The sequence below is a fragment of the Streptomyces ruber genome, from assembly GCF_014648075.1.
In the GTDB taxonomy this organism is placed as follows: domain Bacteria; phylum Actinomycetota; class Actinomycetes; order Streptomycetales; family Streptomycetaceae; genus Streptomyces; species Streptomyces ruber.
Map to the genome: position 1 here is coordinate 46,578 of NZ_BMQK01000005.1, position 14,470 is coordinate 61,047.

At 73.2% G+C, this 14,470-nt stretch carries 12 protein-coding genes; 2 read left to right on the forward strand and 10 right to left on the reverse strand.

From position 1 onward, the window contains the following. Positions 1-36: 36 nt before the first annotated feature. Both IEZ04_RS14180 and IEZ04_RS14185 read right to left on the reverse strand, forming a co-directional pair. The gene (locus IEZ04_RS14180) at positions 37-531 is read right to left on the reverse strand and encodes a ribonuclease FAU-1 family protein (protein WP_189217198.1); all 495 of its coding nucleotides are present in this window, start codon (positions 529-531) and stop codon (positions 37-39) included. After that, the gene (locus IEZ04_RS14185) at positions 512-1,441 is read right to left on the reverse strand and encodes a GNAT family N-acetyltransferase (protein WP_189217199.1); all 930 of its coding nucleotides are present in this window, start codon (positions 1,439-1,441) and stop codon (positions 512-514) included. Before IEZ04_RS14185 ends, IEZ04_RS14180 begins: the two co-directional genes overlap by 20 nt. 71 nt (positions 1,442-1,512) lie before the next feature. Here IEZ04_RS14185 and IEZ04_RS14190 point away from each other — a divergent pair, with 71 nt between their 5' ends. Next, positions 1,513-1,881 carry a GntR family transcriptional regulator gene (locus IEZ04_RS14190; protein WP_189217200.1) on the forward strand — a complete coding sequence of 123 codons (369 nt, stop codon included), beginning with the start codon at positions 1,513-1,515 and terminating at the stop codon, positions 1,879-1,881. 72 nt (positions 1,882-1,953) lie between these two features. Here IEZ04_RS14190 and IEZ04_RS14195 read toward each other — a convergent pair whose 3' ends face one another. Beyond that, entirely contained in the window at positions 1,954-3,054 is a 1,101-nt protein-coding gene (locus IEZ04_RS14195) for a DUF5925 domain-containing protein (protein ID WP_189217201.1), read from the reverse strand. A 190-nt stretch (positions 3,055-3,244) separates the two neighbouring features. Between IEZ04_RS14195 and IEZ04_RS14200 the strand changes: the two genes are divergently transcribed. After that, positions 3,245-4,666 (forward strand): GH39 family glycosyl hydrolase, encoded by a 1,422-nt coding sequence (locus IEZ04_RS14200; protein ID WP_189217202.1) that lies wholly within the window; start codon positions 3,245-3,247, stop codon positions 4,664-4,666. A 24-nt stretch (positions 4,667-4,690) separates the two neighbouring features. Here the strand turns inward: IEZ04_RS14200 and IEZ04_RS14205 are convergent, their stop codons facing one another. From IEZ04_RS14205 to IEZ04_RS14235, 7 genes are all read right to left on the reverse strand, one after another. Continuing rightward, positions 4,691-8,323 carry a lipopolysaccharide biosynthesis protein gene (locus tag IEZ04_RS14205; RefSeq protein ID WP_373296310.1) on the reverse strand — a complete coding sequence of 1,211 codons (3,633 nt, stop codon included), beginning with the start codon at positions 8,321-8,323 and terminating at the stop codon, positions 4,691-4,693. Then, positions 8,316-9,113 (reverse strand): polysaccharide deacetylase family protein, encoded by a 798-nt coding sequence (locus IEZ04_RS14210; protein ID WP_189217203.1) that lies wholly within the window; start codon positions 9,111-9,113, stop codon positions 8,316-8,318. The genes IEZ04_RS14205 and IEZ04_RS14210 overlap by 8 nt, the downstream gene beginning before the upstream one ends. Further along, on the reverse strand, positions 9,110-10,138 hold the full coding sequence (locus tag IEZ04_RS14215; RefSeq protein WP_189217204.1) for a glycosyltransferase family 2 protein: 1,029 nt from the start codon (positions 10,136-10,138) through the stop codon (positions 9,110-9,112). Before IEZ04_RS14215 ends, IEZ04_RS14210 begins: the two co-directional genes overlap by 4 nt. After that, positions 10,135-10,971, reverse strand: coding sequence for a glycosyltransferase family 2 protein (locus IEZ04_RS14220; RefSeq protein WP_189217205.1), 837 nt, complete (start codon positions 10,969-10,971; stop codon positions 10,135-10,137). The genes IEZ04_RS14215 and IEZ04_RS14220 overlap by 4 nt, the downstream gene beginning before the upstream one ends. Positions 10,972-11,313: 342 nt before the next feature. Then, positions 11,314-12,441, reverse strand: coding sequence for a GNAT family N-acetyltransferase (locus IEZ04_RS14225; protein WP_189217206.1), 1,128 nt, complete (start codon positions 12,439-12,441; stop codon positions 11,314-11,316). A gap of 1 nt (position 12,442) precedes the next feature. Next, entirely contained in the window at positions 12,443-12,883 is a 441-nt protein-coding gene (locus IEZ04_RS14230; protein WP_189217207.1) for a hypothetical protein, read from the reverse strand. Positions 12,884-13,055: 172 nt separating this feature from the next. Further along, positions 13,056-14,264 carry a S8 family peptidase gene (locus tag IEZ04_RS14235; RefSeq protein WP_189217208.1) on the reverse strand — a complete coding sequence of 403 codons (1,209 nt, stop codon included), beginning with the start codon at positions 14,262-14,264 and terminating at the stop codon, positions 13,056-13,058. Between the last annotated feature and the right edge of the window lie 206 nt (positions 14,265-14,470).

Here is a 14,470-nt window from a genome sequence, read left to right on the forward strand (position 1 = left end):
GGGCGTCACTCCGACGGTACGGCCGCCGGGAGCGCCTCACAGCGTGTCGAAGGCGTCCAGCGCGGCCAGACGTTCGAGCTCGTCCAGGGCCGCCCGGGCGGCCGCGGCGGCCGACGGGTCCCTGGCCGCGAGGCCGCTCGCCGCGAACTCGTCCTCGTCCAGACGCAGTACGGCGGTGCCGTCCGCGGAGCGCCACAGGTCCAGGTCGAGGTCCTCGACGACGAGTTCCCTGCCGGAGAGCACGGCCGGGCGGGTGACGTCGCAGTACCAGCCCTTGAGAGCGCCCCGGCCGTCGCGGACCTCCTTCACCGCGTACCACCGGTCGCGCCAGTAGTGCTCCGTGAAGACGTCGCCCGGTTCGAACCGTACGAAGCCGAAGTCGCGGACGCCGTCGCCCGCCCACGGGGCGCGGACCGTGACGCGGCTGCCGTCGTCGTGCAGGAGCTCGGCGGGGTAGCGGATCTTCGTGCGGCCCGCCTTGACGAGCACCACGTCCAGGGTGCCCTTGCCGTCAGCCGAGTTCGCGGACATGCCGTACCTCCGTCGCACAGATCTCGTACCCGAACCACTTGTTGATCGCGATCATCGGGTCGTTGCCCGCGTCGTTGCCCGTGAACGCCTCCGTGCAGCCGGCCGCGCGCGCCCGGTGCAGCGAGTGGCTCTTGACGAGCTTGGCCAGGCCCCGGCCGCGGTGGGAACGGGCGGTGCCGGTCATGCCGGAGTGGTAGCGGCCGTCGCCGTCCGTGTGGGCCACGCTGAAGGCCACCGGCCGGCCGCCGGCCACCGCGACCGAGGTCAGCTCCCGGTCGAGGAGGGGATGCCGCCAGGTCTCGTCGAGCCAGGCCTCGTAGTCCGCCAACTCGTGCTCGATGTCGCCCGGTTCGTCCGCCGACGCCTCCGCGTCCAGCTCGAACAGCGGGCGCGGATCGTCCGTGAAGTCGGCGGCCGTGCGCACCTCGACGCCCGGCGGGGTCTCCGGGAGCGGCGGCAGGGGGGCGTTCGCCAGGTCCAGGCGCAGGAAGTGCGCGGAACGGCTCGCCCGGTAGCCGCGCCGCTCGGCGAACGCGCGGTTCCCCGGCTCGTCCAGCACCCAGGAGAAGACCCTGGTCACGCCGTGCGCGGCCAGGTGCTCCTCCGCGGCGCGGACGAGGAGCGCGCCCGCACCGCGCCGTGTCCGCCCCGGGTGCACGTACACGTTGGCGTTGCCCTGGCCGGGCTCCGGGCTGTCATGGGCGACGTAGAGCTGCGCCGTGCCGATGACCTCGCCGTCCTCCTCGGCGATCAACTGCCGGAAGCGGGCGTCCGGGTGGGCGCGGGTGAGGCTGTGGACGACGGACTCCGGAGTGGCGAGCATGGCGGGGACGGCCAGTCGCCGCACCCGGGTGAAGCCCTCGGCGTCGGCCGGGACTTCGGGACGGAGAGCACGCACGATGACGGTCATGGGGCCGGACGCTACGGGGAACGAGCGGGCGGGTGCCTCTCATTTTCCGGCGGGTGCGGGACAATCGCCTCGTGACCTTGAAGATCGACATCACCGAGGGGCCCGCGCCGTACGAGCAGGTACGCGCCCAGATCTCCGAGCAGGCCCGTTCCGGCGGGCTGCCGGTCGGCTACCGCCTGCCGACCGTGCGCGGCCTGGCCGAGCGACTGGGGCTGGCCGCGGGCACGGTCGCCAAGGCCTACCGCGCGCTGGAGGCGGACGGGGTGATCGAGACGCGGGGCCGCAACGGCACGTTCGTCGCCGCGGCCGGCGCCGCCGCGGACCGTGAGGCCGCGGCCGCCGCGCAGGTGTTCGTGGAGCGGGTGCGGCGGCTCGGGCTGAGCGAGCCGGACGCGCTCGCCGCGGTGCGGGATGCCCTGCGGGCGGCTTACCGGGGGTGAGGTCCGGTACGTTCTCCGCGGGTGCGTCATGGCTGGTCGCGCAGTTCCCCGCGCCCCTTCGGGGCGCGTCGGCTACAGATACAGCCCCGCGTCCGCCCCGTCCCGCGGCTCCGGCAGCGACGCCGGAGGTGTCCCCCGGCGCAGCGCGTACAGTTCCGCAAGGGTCGCCCCGTCCCGGCCCACCCCCTCCTCGGTGCCGAGCCAGTCGACCGCCTCCCGCCGGGTGAGCCGTCCGACCTCGATGCGGGCGAGGCAGCGGCCGGGGCGGACCACGGCCGGGTGGAGGCGCTCCAGGTCCTCGTTGGTGGTGACGCCCACCAGGACGTTGCGGCCCTGGCCCAGCAGGCCGTCCGTCAGGTTCAGCAGCCGGGACAGCGCCTGGCCCGCCGTGTGCTTGGCCTCGCCGCGGATCAGCTCGTCGCAGTCCTCCAGGAGCAGCAGCCGCCAGCGGCCCTTGCCCTCGCCCGCCGTGTCCTCCTCGCCGATGGCGATGTCCATGAGGTAGCCGACGTCGGAGAAGAGCCGTTCGGGGTCGAGGACGCAGTCCACCTGGCACCAGTCGCGCCACGAGCGGGCGAGCGTGCGCAGGGCGGAGGTCTTGCCCGTGCCCGGCGGGCCGTGCAGCAGCAGGAGCCGGCCCGCGATGTCCTGCGGGGTCGTCTTCATCAGCCGGTCCAGGGCGTCCGCGACCGGGGCCGTGTAGTTCGCCCGGACCTCGTCCCAGGAGCCCGCCGAGATCCGGCGCGTCGTACGGTGCGGGCCGCGCCGCGGCGACACGTACCAGAAGCCCATCGTCACGTTGTCCGGCTGCGGCTCCGGTTCGTCCGCCGCGCCGTCGGTGGCCTGGCCGAGCACCTTCGCGGCCAGTTCCGGAGTGGTCGCCGTCACCGTGACGTCGGCGCCCCGGTTCCAGCGGGAGACCAGCAGCGTCCAGCCGTCGCCCTCCGCGAGGGTCGCGCTGCGGTCGTCGTCACGGGCCGAGCGCAGCACCCGGGCGTCCGGCGGCAGCAGGGACGCCCCGGACCGCACCCGGTCGATGTTCGCCGCGTGCGCGTGCGGCTGCTCTCCCGTGGCGAAGCGGCCGAGGAACAGCGCGTCGACGACGTCCGAGGGCGAGTCGCTGTCGTCGACGGTGAGCCGGATCGGCAGAACCTCGTGCGGTTTCGCAGACATGCCGCCATGATCCGCCACGGGACGCGCCCGTGCATCCGCTTTCTCCAGTGCGCCGGATGTGTCGCGCGTGCACCGGGGGCACCGGAACCGTTCTCGTGGGACCGGTGGTTGCCGGTGCGCCGTGCCGTTACGAGCCTGTCGCCCGGCTCGCCCTGCCCAGTCCCTTTCCGGGCGGTTACTGTTGCCCTCGATGGGACGTCATGAGTGGTGGGACTCGGGGGAACTGCGGTGGCGGATCGCCGCGTTGCTCGGCGTGGCGGTGGTGGCCCTGGCCCTGGTGCTGACCCTGGTCCGCACCCTGCCCGGGGACGGCGGCGGCACCGCGGGCACCTCACGTGAGGGGGACAAGGTGCACGGCACTCCGGCGGTCCCGCCCGAGGACCTGGGACCCGACGTCGGCTGGGGCTTCACCCACACCCAGTTCAGCGCCGACCGGGGCAGCGACGAGGCCACGAAGCGGGTGACGGACCTGCTCGGCGAGCGGCCCGTGCCGCAGATCCAGCACATCATGGGCTGGGGCGCGGGCAACCCCGAACCGGTCAAGGGGCACTACGACTTCGACGACCTGGACCGGCGTGTCGACCTCATCCGGGCCTCCCGCGGCATCCCGGTCGTCACCCTGTGCTGCGCACCGGACTGGATGAAGGGCGGCGAGTCCGGCTCCGGCAACACCAACTGGAGCCTGAAGTCCCTGGAGTCGGCCCCCGACCCGGAGCACTTCGACGACTTCGCGGCGCTCGCCGCGACCATCGCCCGACGCTACCCGGACGTACGGCACTTCATCGTCTGGAACGAGTTCAAGGGCTTCTGGAACGACGCCGAGGACCGCTGGGACCACGAGGGCTACACCGAGCTGTACAACCGGGTCCACGACGCCCTGAAACAGGTCGACGACAAGATCATGGTGGGCGGTCCCTACCTGGTGATGGACAGCCTCGACCCGCGCGACCACGAGGCGTCCACGTCGCTGAAGGGCCCGTGGGGCGCCCTGGACCACCGGGTCCTCGACGCCTTCGACTACTGGAACGCGCACAAGGCGGGCGCCGACTTCGTCGTCGTCGACGGCGCCAGCTACACCAAGGACGACGAGCTGCTGCCCGACGAGTTCGCGGCCACCGACAAGTTCACGGCCGTCGGCCGCTGGGTGCGGGAGCGGACCGGCGACCTGCCCCTGTGGTGGGCCGAGTACTACGTCGAGCCCGCCGACGCGAATGACGACCGCGACGGCTGGTCCGAGCCCCACCGTGTCGCCGTGCACGCCGCCGGCCTCATGGCCATCGCCCGCGGCGGCGCCGGCTCCGCCTCCTACTGGAACCCGGAGAAGGAGAACGGCCCCGGCTGCGCCGGCTGCCTGTGGACCCCGACTAACACCCCGGGCGGCGGCCGGCCGCTGCCGATGTACGACCTGCTCGCCCGGTTCGGCGGGGAGTTCCCGCCGGGGACGGTGTACGAGTCCGTGTCCGTGGCCGGCCGCGACAGGGCCGCGGTCCGCGTCCTCGCCGACGACAAGGCGGTGCTCGTCGTCAACACGCTCGACCGGTCGGTAGAGGCGGAGGTCGACGGCCGGCGGCTCCGGATGGGCGCGTACGACGTGCGGTGGCTCGGCCGCTGAGCCGCCGCACCCCGTACGCGCGCCTCAGGCGCCCCCCATCGTCAGGAACCGCTGCACCAGCGCGGCCAGCAGCACCGCCAGCAGCGGCAGGGAGAACCAGAAGCTGCCCTGGAGCCACCGCAGCTGCCGGACCCCCGGCGGCACCGCGACCCGGACGACCTCACGGGCCGACAGCAGCACGATCAGCGCGAGGGCCGCGAGTCCGCCCACCACCGACCACGGCGTCCACGTCACCCGGGGCCCGGCCGGTCCGGGATCCGCCCGCGGCACCTCCCCCTCCGGCTCCTCGCGCAGGGCGTACATCGTGACGTCCTCGTTGGAGAACACCCGCGTCAGCTCCTCGCGCCGGTCGAGGTGGCGCAGCAGCCGGGTCTCCCACGTCGCCGAGTAGCCCGCGTCGAGCTGGAGGTAGACCACCTGGCTGCGGTTGACCATCAGGAAGGAGTTGGGTCCCGCGTCCCTCAACTCCTTGACCAGGCCCGACACCAGCACCGGATCGCCGGGCGCGAGCGTGGGCACGTACTGGACCTTCTCCATGTCCCGCGCGCCCCACGGCATCGCGGGCGTCACGTCGTCCACCGGATCTGTGCTCAGCCACAGCAGCCGCACCGTCGGATCGTCGTGCGCGTACACGTACTCCATGGCCGCGACCTCGCCCGTACGGGTCCGCTCGAAGCCCTCGTTGCCCCAGCGGGCCACCAGGAAGCCGCCCAGCAGGACGAGCCCGGCCAGAGCCGCGGCCAGCGGGGCGAGGCTCACCTGGTCCTTGTCACGCTCCTGCGCGGTGACCCCGGTGCGCGGGAACAGGGCGAGGCCCGCGAGCAGCGCCGCGCCGGGCAGCGCGAACATGAAGACGCGCAGCGCCATCTCGCCGCCGTACGACTGCATGCCGAAGCCCAGAAACGGGACGAAGGCGAGCACGGGCAGCGACCGCTCGCGGTAGCCGTTCTCGCGGCGGCGCCACCACCCCCAGCAGGCCAGCGCCATGACCGTGCCGGCCAGCGCCACGCGCGCGTACAGCACCAGCTTGTGCGTGGAGCTGCCCTCGGCGATACGGCCCGAGACGGACGAGGAGACGTTGCCGCCGACGCCGCCGATCCCGCCGAACAGCTCGTCGAGGTGCCCGGACCAGTAGGGCTCGGCCATGAAGCCGATCCACGCGGTGACCAGCACCCCGAACAGGATCGGCAGCCCGCGCAGCTCCGAGCGGCCCGCCAGGACGAGGACCGTGAGCACGCCCAGCATCACGAACGGGGTGAGCTGGTGCGCCGGGACGGTCGCCGCGAACAGCGCGATCAGCACCACGAGCAGCACCGTGCGCTGCCGCCGGTCGGTCCGCTCGACCTCCGCCTCGCCCGGGCGGGCCCTGCCCCACAGCACGCGCGGGGCGCGGAACCACACCAGCAGGATCGCCACGAAGACCAGGTAGAGGAGGTAGGTGAAGCCCTGCGGGGAGAAGTAGTCCTGGCCGACCCAGCCGCCCAGGACGAAGATCCACACGCCGGTCCACCTGGCCCGCCAGCTCGCCCGCATCGAGCGGGTGAGCAGGAACATCGGCGCCAGGTAGAGCAGTTGCACGGTCAGCGGCCACCAGCGGATGACCTCGGTGAGGTCCGTCACCCCGCAGGCCCTCGCCACGAACGCGGCCGCCGCGAAGAAGCCCGGCCAGCTCCAGCGCGCGTCCAGGTCGGGCACGGCCTCGCCGGTCCGGCCGATGTAGTCGAGGAACCCCAGGTGCTGCCAGGCCGTCGGGAACCGCGGCTCCGCCTCGATCACCGCGGGCAGCGCGTGCAGCGACACCACGGTCGCCAGCAGCGTGACGAGCAGCAGCCCCCGGTGCTCGCGGGCCGTCCACAGCAGCGAGGCGAACACCACGGCCAGCAGCCCGGCGCCGGCCAGCGTCGGCACCGGCAGCACCGAGACCAGACCGAGCCCGCCCATCCGGTCCAGCGCGGCGTCGCCGAGCGTGAGCGCCGGCACCCAGTACAGCAGCAGCGCGGACGCGAGCAGACAGCCGAGCACCACACCCGTCCGGGTGGGACGCGTCCGCTCGCGCGCGGAGGGCGGTTCCCCGGGCGGCGGGGAAGACGGTTCCTTCGCGGGCGGCGCCCGGAACGCCCACGTCGGCCGGTGCTCCGTCCGTCCGGTGGGTGTCCCGGCCGGCGGGGTGCCCGGGCCGGGGCGTACGTCCGGCCGCCGCTCCAGGTGGTCGAGGTCGAGGTGGAGGCCGAGGGAGAGGGTCTGCGCGTCGCGGCGGCGCGCCCAGCTGGGGCCCGGCCGCCTCGCCACCGCGCCCATGTCGGCGAGGTCGCCGTCCGGCGGCGCGTCCTCGGGCAGCACGGCGGGCGGCGCGGTGCGCAGGATCGCGTACAGCTTCGGCGCGGCGATCAGGACGATCACCGTGAGACTGGAGATCTCCGCGACACCCGCGCCGGTCAGGCCCATCCGGGGCAGGAGCAGCAGCGTCAGACCGAGCACCAGCACGCACAGCAGCCCCTGCAGCCAGGCGAGTCCGGCGGTACGGCTCTGGGCGCGCAGCACCGCGAAGTACGTCTCCATCACGACCCGCAGCAGCGACCCGACGGCGAACCAGCGCAGCAGCGGGGTCGCCGCGTCCGCGTACCCCTGCCCGAACACGGCGAGGATCCAGGGCGCCCCGAAGAACATCACCCCGCAGACGGGCAGCATGATGCGGGCCATCCGGCGCAGCGCCGCCCGGGTGTTCGCGGCGAGCCTCGACGGGTCGTGGGCGCCCTCCACGGTCAGCGAGGCGCCCATGTTGATGGCGAGCAGGTTGACCGTGCCGCCGATGGTCGTGGCGATGTAGAAGTACGCGTTGTCGGCGGCGCCGACCTTGGCGGCGACGATCACCGGGACGAGGTAGACGACGGCGAGCGAGAACAGCGAGCCGGTGTAGTCGCCCGCGAGGAACCGCCCGATCTCCCGCAGCGACGGCGGGCTCGCGTGGTCCTCCGTGGCCGCCACGTGCCGGGGCACCAGCCGCCGGAACACCAGCCAGCCCAGGGGCAGCACCGACACCGCGATCGCCGCGACCCACGACACGAACACGCCCATGACCGGGATCGCGCCGGCGAACGCGACCAGCAGCACCAGCTTCACCGCGGAGAAGACGGTGTTGCCCACCGGCACCCACAGCGCGTTGCGCAGCCCGGTCAGCACCCCGTCCTGGAGGGTGAGCAGCGACCAGGCGACCACCGCGAGCACGAACACCACCGCGTACAGGGGGTCGTGCAGGAAGCGGTAACTGGGCCCCCACAGCGGCAGGGTCAGCAGGAACACCCCCGCGGCCAGCGCCACGGCCACCGAACTGCCCGCGTACGTACGGAAGATGAGCCGCCCCGTGTGCCGGCCCGCGACGGGGATGAACCGCGCCAGGGCACCCGTCAGGGTCAGCGCAGCCAGCCCCGCGAGGAACTTCATCGCGGCGATCGCGGCGGAGCCCTGGCCGACCGACGCCTCGGAGTAGTAGCGGGCGGCGGCCAGCCAGAAACCGAGCCCCAGCACCCCGGAGATGCCGGTGTTCAGCATCAGGGCGTAGGCGTTGCGGAGCAGCTGGCTGCCGCCGCCCGGCCGCTGTGCGTGCTCCTCCGTGGCGGTGGCGGCCCGGGCCCGGTCGGTGGTGGTCGTGTCAGACACGGGAACGGACGGCCTTCCGGACCTGTCGTGCTCTGCGGACCACGGCGTACCCCTTGGTGAGGGCGCGGTCCCGGGCGAAGTTGCGGCCGATGGCGCGGCCCTCGACGAGCCGCTCGAACTCGTCGGCCGAGGTGGACCGCCGCACGGTCACCCGCTGCAGGGCGTACGGTCCCTGGCGGCGCCGGGCGAGGCCGTTGCCGACCGCGAGCGCCTGCGCGAAGCCCGCCGCGCGCACCGCGCGCCGCACCCGGCGGCTGGAGTAGCCGTAGGGGTAGGCGAACGAGACGGGCCGGGTGCCCAGTTCGTCCGAGACGATCTCCGCGCAGCGCAGCAGCTCGGAGTCGAGCGCCTCGTCGGAGAGCTGGTCGAGCTGGGGGTGCGTGTGGCTGTGGCCGCCGATCTCGACGCCCGCGTCGGCGAGCCGGCGGACCTGCTCCCAGTCGAGCATGACGTCGGGGGCGCCGCCGCCCGCGTGCGCGCCCTCGATCCACGCCGTCGAGACGAACAGCGAGGCCGTGAAGCCGTGCTCGGCGAGCACCGGCAGGCAGTGCCGGTGCACGCCCTCGTAACCGTCGTCGAACGTGATGAGGACCGGCCGCTCCGGGAGCGGGCTCCCGGAGCGCCAGCAGCGCGCCAGCCCGGCCGTGGTGAGCGGGGTGAAGCCGCGGTCGCCGAGCAGCGCCATCTGCTCGGCGAACGCCTCGGGGGCGACGGACAGGCCCAGGGTCTCCTCGTTCGGCGCGGTGGCGACCGCGTGGTACATCAGGACGGGGACGGCCGGTTCGCTCATGCGGTACCCTCCTCGGCCGCCGGGACCCCGCCCGCCGGGATCTCCACGACGGAGAACGTCGTACCGCTCCGGCGCGCCCGGACACTGCCGACGGCGTACCCGCCCGCCGCCGTCAGCACTCCGGCGACGATCGCGCCCGCCCGCCCCGCGCCGCCCGGCCGGGCCAGCAGCGCGTCGCGCAGGCCCCGCGCCACCCCGGCGGGCAGGACGCGCGTGGCGTACCGGCGCTCCGACTCCAGGCCCTTGTCCGCGCCGACGCTCCGGGCGACCAGCGCCTTCGACAGGCCCTCGGCGTAGGTGCGGGTGCGGAAGTACGCGAAGCGCTCCCGGGCCGCGGGCACCCGGTGGTGGATCACCGCGCGGTTGTCGAACAGCAGCACCGCGTCCGGTCTGGCCCGGGACAGCCGGATGCACAGTTCCGTCTCCTCGCAGCCCAGCGGCCGTTCGCCGCCGTCGCGCCCGAGGCCGGTCGCGAAGCCGCCGGCCGCGTCGAACGCCGTACGGCGGAAGGAGGCGTTGCCGCCGAGCACATTGCGGACCCGGGCGCGGCCGGGCGGCAGGCCCTTGTACGCGGCGCCCACCACCCAGTCGAACTCCTCGGGGAACCACAGCGGGCGGCGGCCCGATGCCCAGACGGGCACCGTGCGCCCGCCGACGGCCATCACCCGCGGGTCCGCGTACCCCTCGGCGAAGTACCGCAGCCACTCCCGCTCGGCCACCGCGTCGTCGTCGAGGAAGGCGACGATCTCGCCGCGGGAGGCGGCGATCCCGGTGTTGCGGCCGGCGGACAGGCCGCGGGGGCCCGCGTTGGCGAGCACCCGCACCTCTCCCGTCCCCGCGCTTCCGTCGCTCTTCTCGTACTCCTCGGCCAGCCGTTCCAGGAGCACCTGGTTGTGGTCGACGACCAGCAGGATCTCCCGCGCGGGCCGGGACTGCGCCCGTACCGAGGCGACCGCCGCGAGGATGTCCTCCCAGCGGTCCTCGGTGTAGACGCAGATGACGACCGAGACGTCCGGCTCCCTCAAGACGCCTCTCCCCGCCTGACGGAGAGCATCGTTCCGTGCGGACGGCGCCGCAGGGCACGGCGGTTGGAGCGCTCCTTGAGGATCACCTTCAGCACACGCAGCCCGTCGCGCACGGCCCGCAGGTTGCTGGTGCCGTGGATGCGCAGGTACTCGTGGCTCGGGATCTCCTGCACCCGCAGGCCCGCCTTGACGACCCGGATGTTCATCAGGGTCTCCACCTCGAACCCGGTGCAGTCGAGGTCGATCTTGTCCAGGCAGTGCCGCCAGAAGGCGTTGTAGCCGTAGCACAGGTCGGTGTAGCGGGCGCCGAACTTGCGGTTCACCACCGCGCACAGTGCCCGGTTGCCCAGCTTGCGGACCGGTGTCATGTCGTCCGTGCCGCCGCCGTTGGCGAACCGCGAGCCCTTGGCGAAGTCCGCGCCGGAGACCAGTGCGGAGACATAGCTGAGGATCTCGTGGCCGTCGGCCGAGCCGTCCGCGTCGACCATCACGATGATGTCGCCGGTGCACGCCTCGAACCCGCTGATCAGGGCATCCCCCTTGCCCCTGCCGCGCTGCGGGACGACCTTCACGTCGGGCCACAGTCCGCGCGCCACCTCGACGGTGCCGTCGGTGGAGTTGCCGTCCACGAGCACCACCTCGTGGATCCAGGACGGCAGCGTCTTGAAGACGTACGGAAGGTTCTCCGCCTCGTTCATGGCCGGGATCACCACGCTCACCGGCGGCGCGATGGCCAGATGGGTGGAGACGGGCCGGTACTTGCCGGCCTCGACCGCCGCGGACGGTTCCTCCGTGGTGGTACCGGAGACCGCCGGGCGCAGAGCTGAGGTCATGAGTCTGGTCCCTCTCGTCCGGTGGACCGCCCGCCCCTTGGGCGGTCCGGTTCTTGGTCCGGTTCGAAAGGGGGGTCCTCACTCACGGCACGGCGAAGTGGATCTCACGTGCATGCCGGAGCGAGCTGGCATGGCTGGCCGGCTGTTCGCGACCGGACGGTCGCGCGGCCCGACTCGGCAAAGATGTGCGGTCACCGAGCACGGCACCCCCCTACCGCGCCCGCACCGGAATTCATCGCGGCCCTGAGCCCTCCCCTGAAGCCGCATGACGATAGGCCGATGCAGGTATATGTGCGACGATATTGATGATTCAGACTATATGGCAAGACCTGAAACAAGCACTCACGTTTTTGTTGTTGTGTCCGTTACCTGACCCCTCGAACGGACCCTCCCGATCCGTTTGAGCAGCCGGTCGGCCGGAGCGAACAGCTCCGGGCGGGTCACCACCGTGTTCCTCAGGGCCCGCACCGGCGCCCGGTGGGCCCGGTGGCCGAGCGCCACCGGATGACGGCGGGTCACCCACCCCTCGGAGACGCTGATCTCACGGGTCTTCAGGGAGTCCTTGTACTGCTTCTGGCCCCGCCCCAGGTCCAGGTGGGCGATGCCGTCGGCGGCGGCCGCCTCCGCCATGTGCAGATGCAGCAGCAGACCCGGCGAGAACCGCCCGTACGCCGGGTCGTACGCCGGGAACCAGCACGTCAGCACCCGCTCCGAGCGCAGCCCGAAGTGCGCCGCGACCGGTTTGCCGTCCGCGTACAGCACGGACAGCACCCCCGCGAACGACGCGGAGCGGGTGTGGAAGAGCCGGTGCACGAGGCGTGTGATCCAGGGGCGCGCGAACCGGTCGCTCCGCCCCGTCCTGCGGTACTGGGCGGACTTCCAGTCCATCAGCGTGCGCAGTACCTCCGGGTCGCGCTCGTCGTACTCGAAGCGCACCTCGCCGTCCGTCGCCCGCCGCAGCCGGCGCTCCTTGGCCAGCGTCGACCGGACGAACTTCCCGCCCGCTCTCGCCCGCACCAGGCCCAGGTACGCCTCGTAGCCCTCCTCCAGGTCCATGACCGGGGACGGGAACGAACCGCCGGCATGGGCCTCGAACGCCGCCTGGCCCTCCACCAGGTGGTCGAACTCCCACACCGCCAGCCCGCAGGCCCGCAGCAGTTCGCGTGCGTCCCAGGTGAACCCCGGGCGGTGGACCATGCCCTGGCAGTCCGACAGGCCGAGACCGACCGCCCGGCCGACTCCCGTGGCGGTCCGCTGGAACGGGAAGAACGCGACGGGCTCCCCCTCCTCCCGTACGACGGCGATCCGCACGCCGCGCCGGCAGGCGCCCACCGCGAGGGCGAACTCCGGCGACAGGAACGGGTTCGCCAGCTCGGGCATGCCGTGCAGATGGGCCTTGGACTGCAGGGCGGTCCAGGCGGCCCGGTCGGCGGCGGTCAGCTCACCGGGGCGGTACACGGTGATGTCCACGTCAGGAGGTCCGTCTTCTCTCCGTACGGCGGCCGCGCGGGCGGCGCACCGGAACCAGCAGGAGGACGAGCACGCTGACCGCGGTCACGGCCACGATCCCGCCGCGGACGGACCACACGCGCGCCGCCAGCAGTGCCTGGGCGACGAGCAGGTCGACCGCGACCGCTCCCGCGACGGACGTCACGACGCGGCCGAGGAGCGGCAGTCCGCGCAGGGAGGCGCCGATGGCGGCACCCGGCGCGGCGAGCAGGAAGAACAGGGTGAGCGGCGCGCGCAGCGGCGAGGCCGCGTCGGTGAGCGCGAGCAGCGCGCCGGCCGCCGCGACGGCGGTGGCCGCGCCCGTGAGCAGCGCCGCCAGGTCCTTGCGCGGACCGGGCCGTGGACGGCCGTCGTCCCCCGGCGGCCCCGAAGAGGACGGCAGCTTGATCCGTAAGGTCTGCATTGGCGACTGTGCTCCCCGCTTTGCCCCCCGACGCGCCGGATGCCGGGCTTCAATGTCGCTCAGGGGGCGCGGGGGCGTCAAGACGCGGAGTCCGGATACGGAAGCGCCCCGGAGGCGCCGGCTGCCTCCGGGGAACTGCCGTACGGGTCGGGCCGGTTGACGCGAACCGGTGCTACTGGACGAGCTGCAGCAGGCGGTTCGGGGAACCGGTGCCCGGGCCGGTCACCTTGTTCGTCGCGGCGCCGTTCACCAGCGCCGTGGCGACCTGGGCCGGGGTGGCCGAGGCGTGCCCCGCGAGGTAGACGGCGGCCGCGCCCGCGACGTGCGGGGTGGCCATCGAGGTGCCCGAGATGGTGCTCGTCGCGGAGTCGCCGGTGTGCCAGCCCGCCGTGATCGAGGAGCCGGGCGCGAAGATGTCCAGCGCCGAGCCGTAGTTGGAGTAGCTCGCCCGGGCGTCCGTGCTGGTGGTGGCGCCCACCGTGATGGCCTCGCCGACGCGCGCGGGGGAGTAGGAGGAGGCGTTCGCGTTGCTGTTGCCGGCCGCGACCGCGTAGGTCACGCCGCTGGCTATGGAGTTGCGGACCGCCGTGTCGAGCGCGGTGGAGGCGCCGCCGCCGAGCGAGAGGTTGGCGACGGAGGGGCCGCTGTGGTTCGCGGTCACCCAGTCGATGCCCGCGATGACGCCCGCCGTGGTGCCGGAGCCGCTGTTGTTCAGCACGCGGACCGCCACGATCTTCGACGCCTTGGCGACGCCGTACGTCGAGCCCGCGATGGTGGTGGCCACATGGGTGCCGTGGCCGTTGCCGTCGGAGGCGACGGTGTCGCCGTCCACGGCGTCGTAGCCGTAGGAGGCCCGCCCGCCGAGGTCGGAGTGCGTGATCCGGACGCCGGTGTCGATGACGTACGCGGTGACGCCGCTGCCCGCCGAGTCGGGATAGGTGTACGTGCGGTTCAGCGGCAGCGCGTTCTGGTCGACGCGGTCCAGGCCCCAGGGGGCGTTGTTCTGCGTGGCCGTCAGCCGGACCTTCTGGTCCTGCTCGACGGAGGCCACCGCCGGGTCGGCCGCGAGTCTGCGGGCCTCGGTCTCGGTCAGTTCCGCCGTGTAGCCGTTCAGCGCGGCGCTGAACGTTCTCCTCACCGTGCCGCCGTACGTCTTGACCAGGCCCTTGCCCTGGCTGGACGTGGCCTTGAGACCCGCCGCGCCCTTCTTGAGCGTGACGATGTAGCTGCCCTCGACCGCGGTGGGGGAGCCGGCCGCGAGCACCGTGCCCTCGGCCGGGGCGGCCTGGGCGGGCAGCGCCGTGAGGCCGCCGACGAGGGCGGCGGTCGCGACGGTGGTGAGGGCGGCGAGGCGGATCTTCTTGGTACGCAGCTGTGCCATTACGAGGGAGTCCTCCTCCAGGCAGCGCGCGCCGGGGTGGGGTGCGCGCAGGCGGGAGTGCGCACGTCGTCGCGCGCACGGCCTCGGAGCGTCGTGTTCCGTTCCGGGGGCCGGACACAGCGTCAGGTGTGCGGCGGGCGCGGCTCAAGAGCGCCTCGGGTGTTGTCACGCACCTGTCATAAGAGACGTGTACCTGTCACGCGCGT

Bases quoted from the DNA above. Each gene is read 5' to 3' on its own strand.
- IEZ04_RS14180 (WP_189217198.1), bottom strand. From the start codon at position 531: ATGTCCGCGAACTCGGCTGACGGCAAGGGCACCCTGGACGTGGTGCTC.
- IEZ04_RS14185 (WP_189217199.1), bottom strand. From the start codon at position 1,441: ATGACCGTCATCGTGCGTGCTCTCCGTCCCGAAGTCCCGGCCGACGCC.
- IEZ04_RS14195 (WP_189217201.1), bottom strand. From the start codon at position 3,054: ATGTCTGCGAAACCGCACGAGGTTCTGCCGATCCGGCTCACCGTCGAC.
- IEZ04_RS14200 (WP_189217202.1), top strand. From the start codon at position 3,245: ATGGGACGTCATGAGTGGTGGGACTCGGGGGAACTGCGGTGGCGGATC.
- IEZ04_RS14210 (WP_189217203.1), bottom strand. From the start codon at position 9,113: ATGAGCGAACCGGCCGTCCCCGTCCTGATGTACCACGCGGTCGCCACC.
- IEZ04_RS14220 (WP_189217205.1), bottom strand. From the start codon at position 10,971: ATGACCTCAGCTCTGCGCCCGGCGGTCTCCGGTACCACCACGGAGGAA.
- IEZ04_RS14230 (WP_189217207.1), bottom strand. From the start codon at position 12,883: ATGCAGACCTTACGGATCAAGCTGCCGTCCTCTTCGGGGCCGCCGGGG.
- IEZ04_RS14235 (WP_189217208.1), bottom strand. From the start codon at position 14,264: ATGGCACAGCTGCGTACCAAGAAGATCCGCCTCGCCGCCCTCACCACC.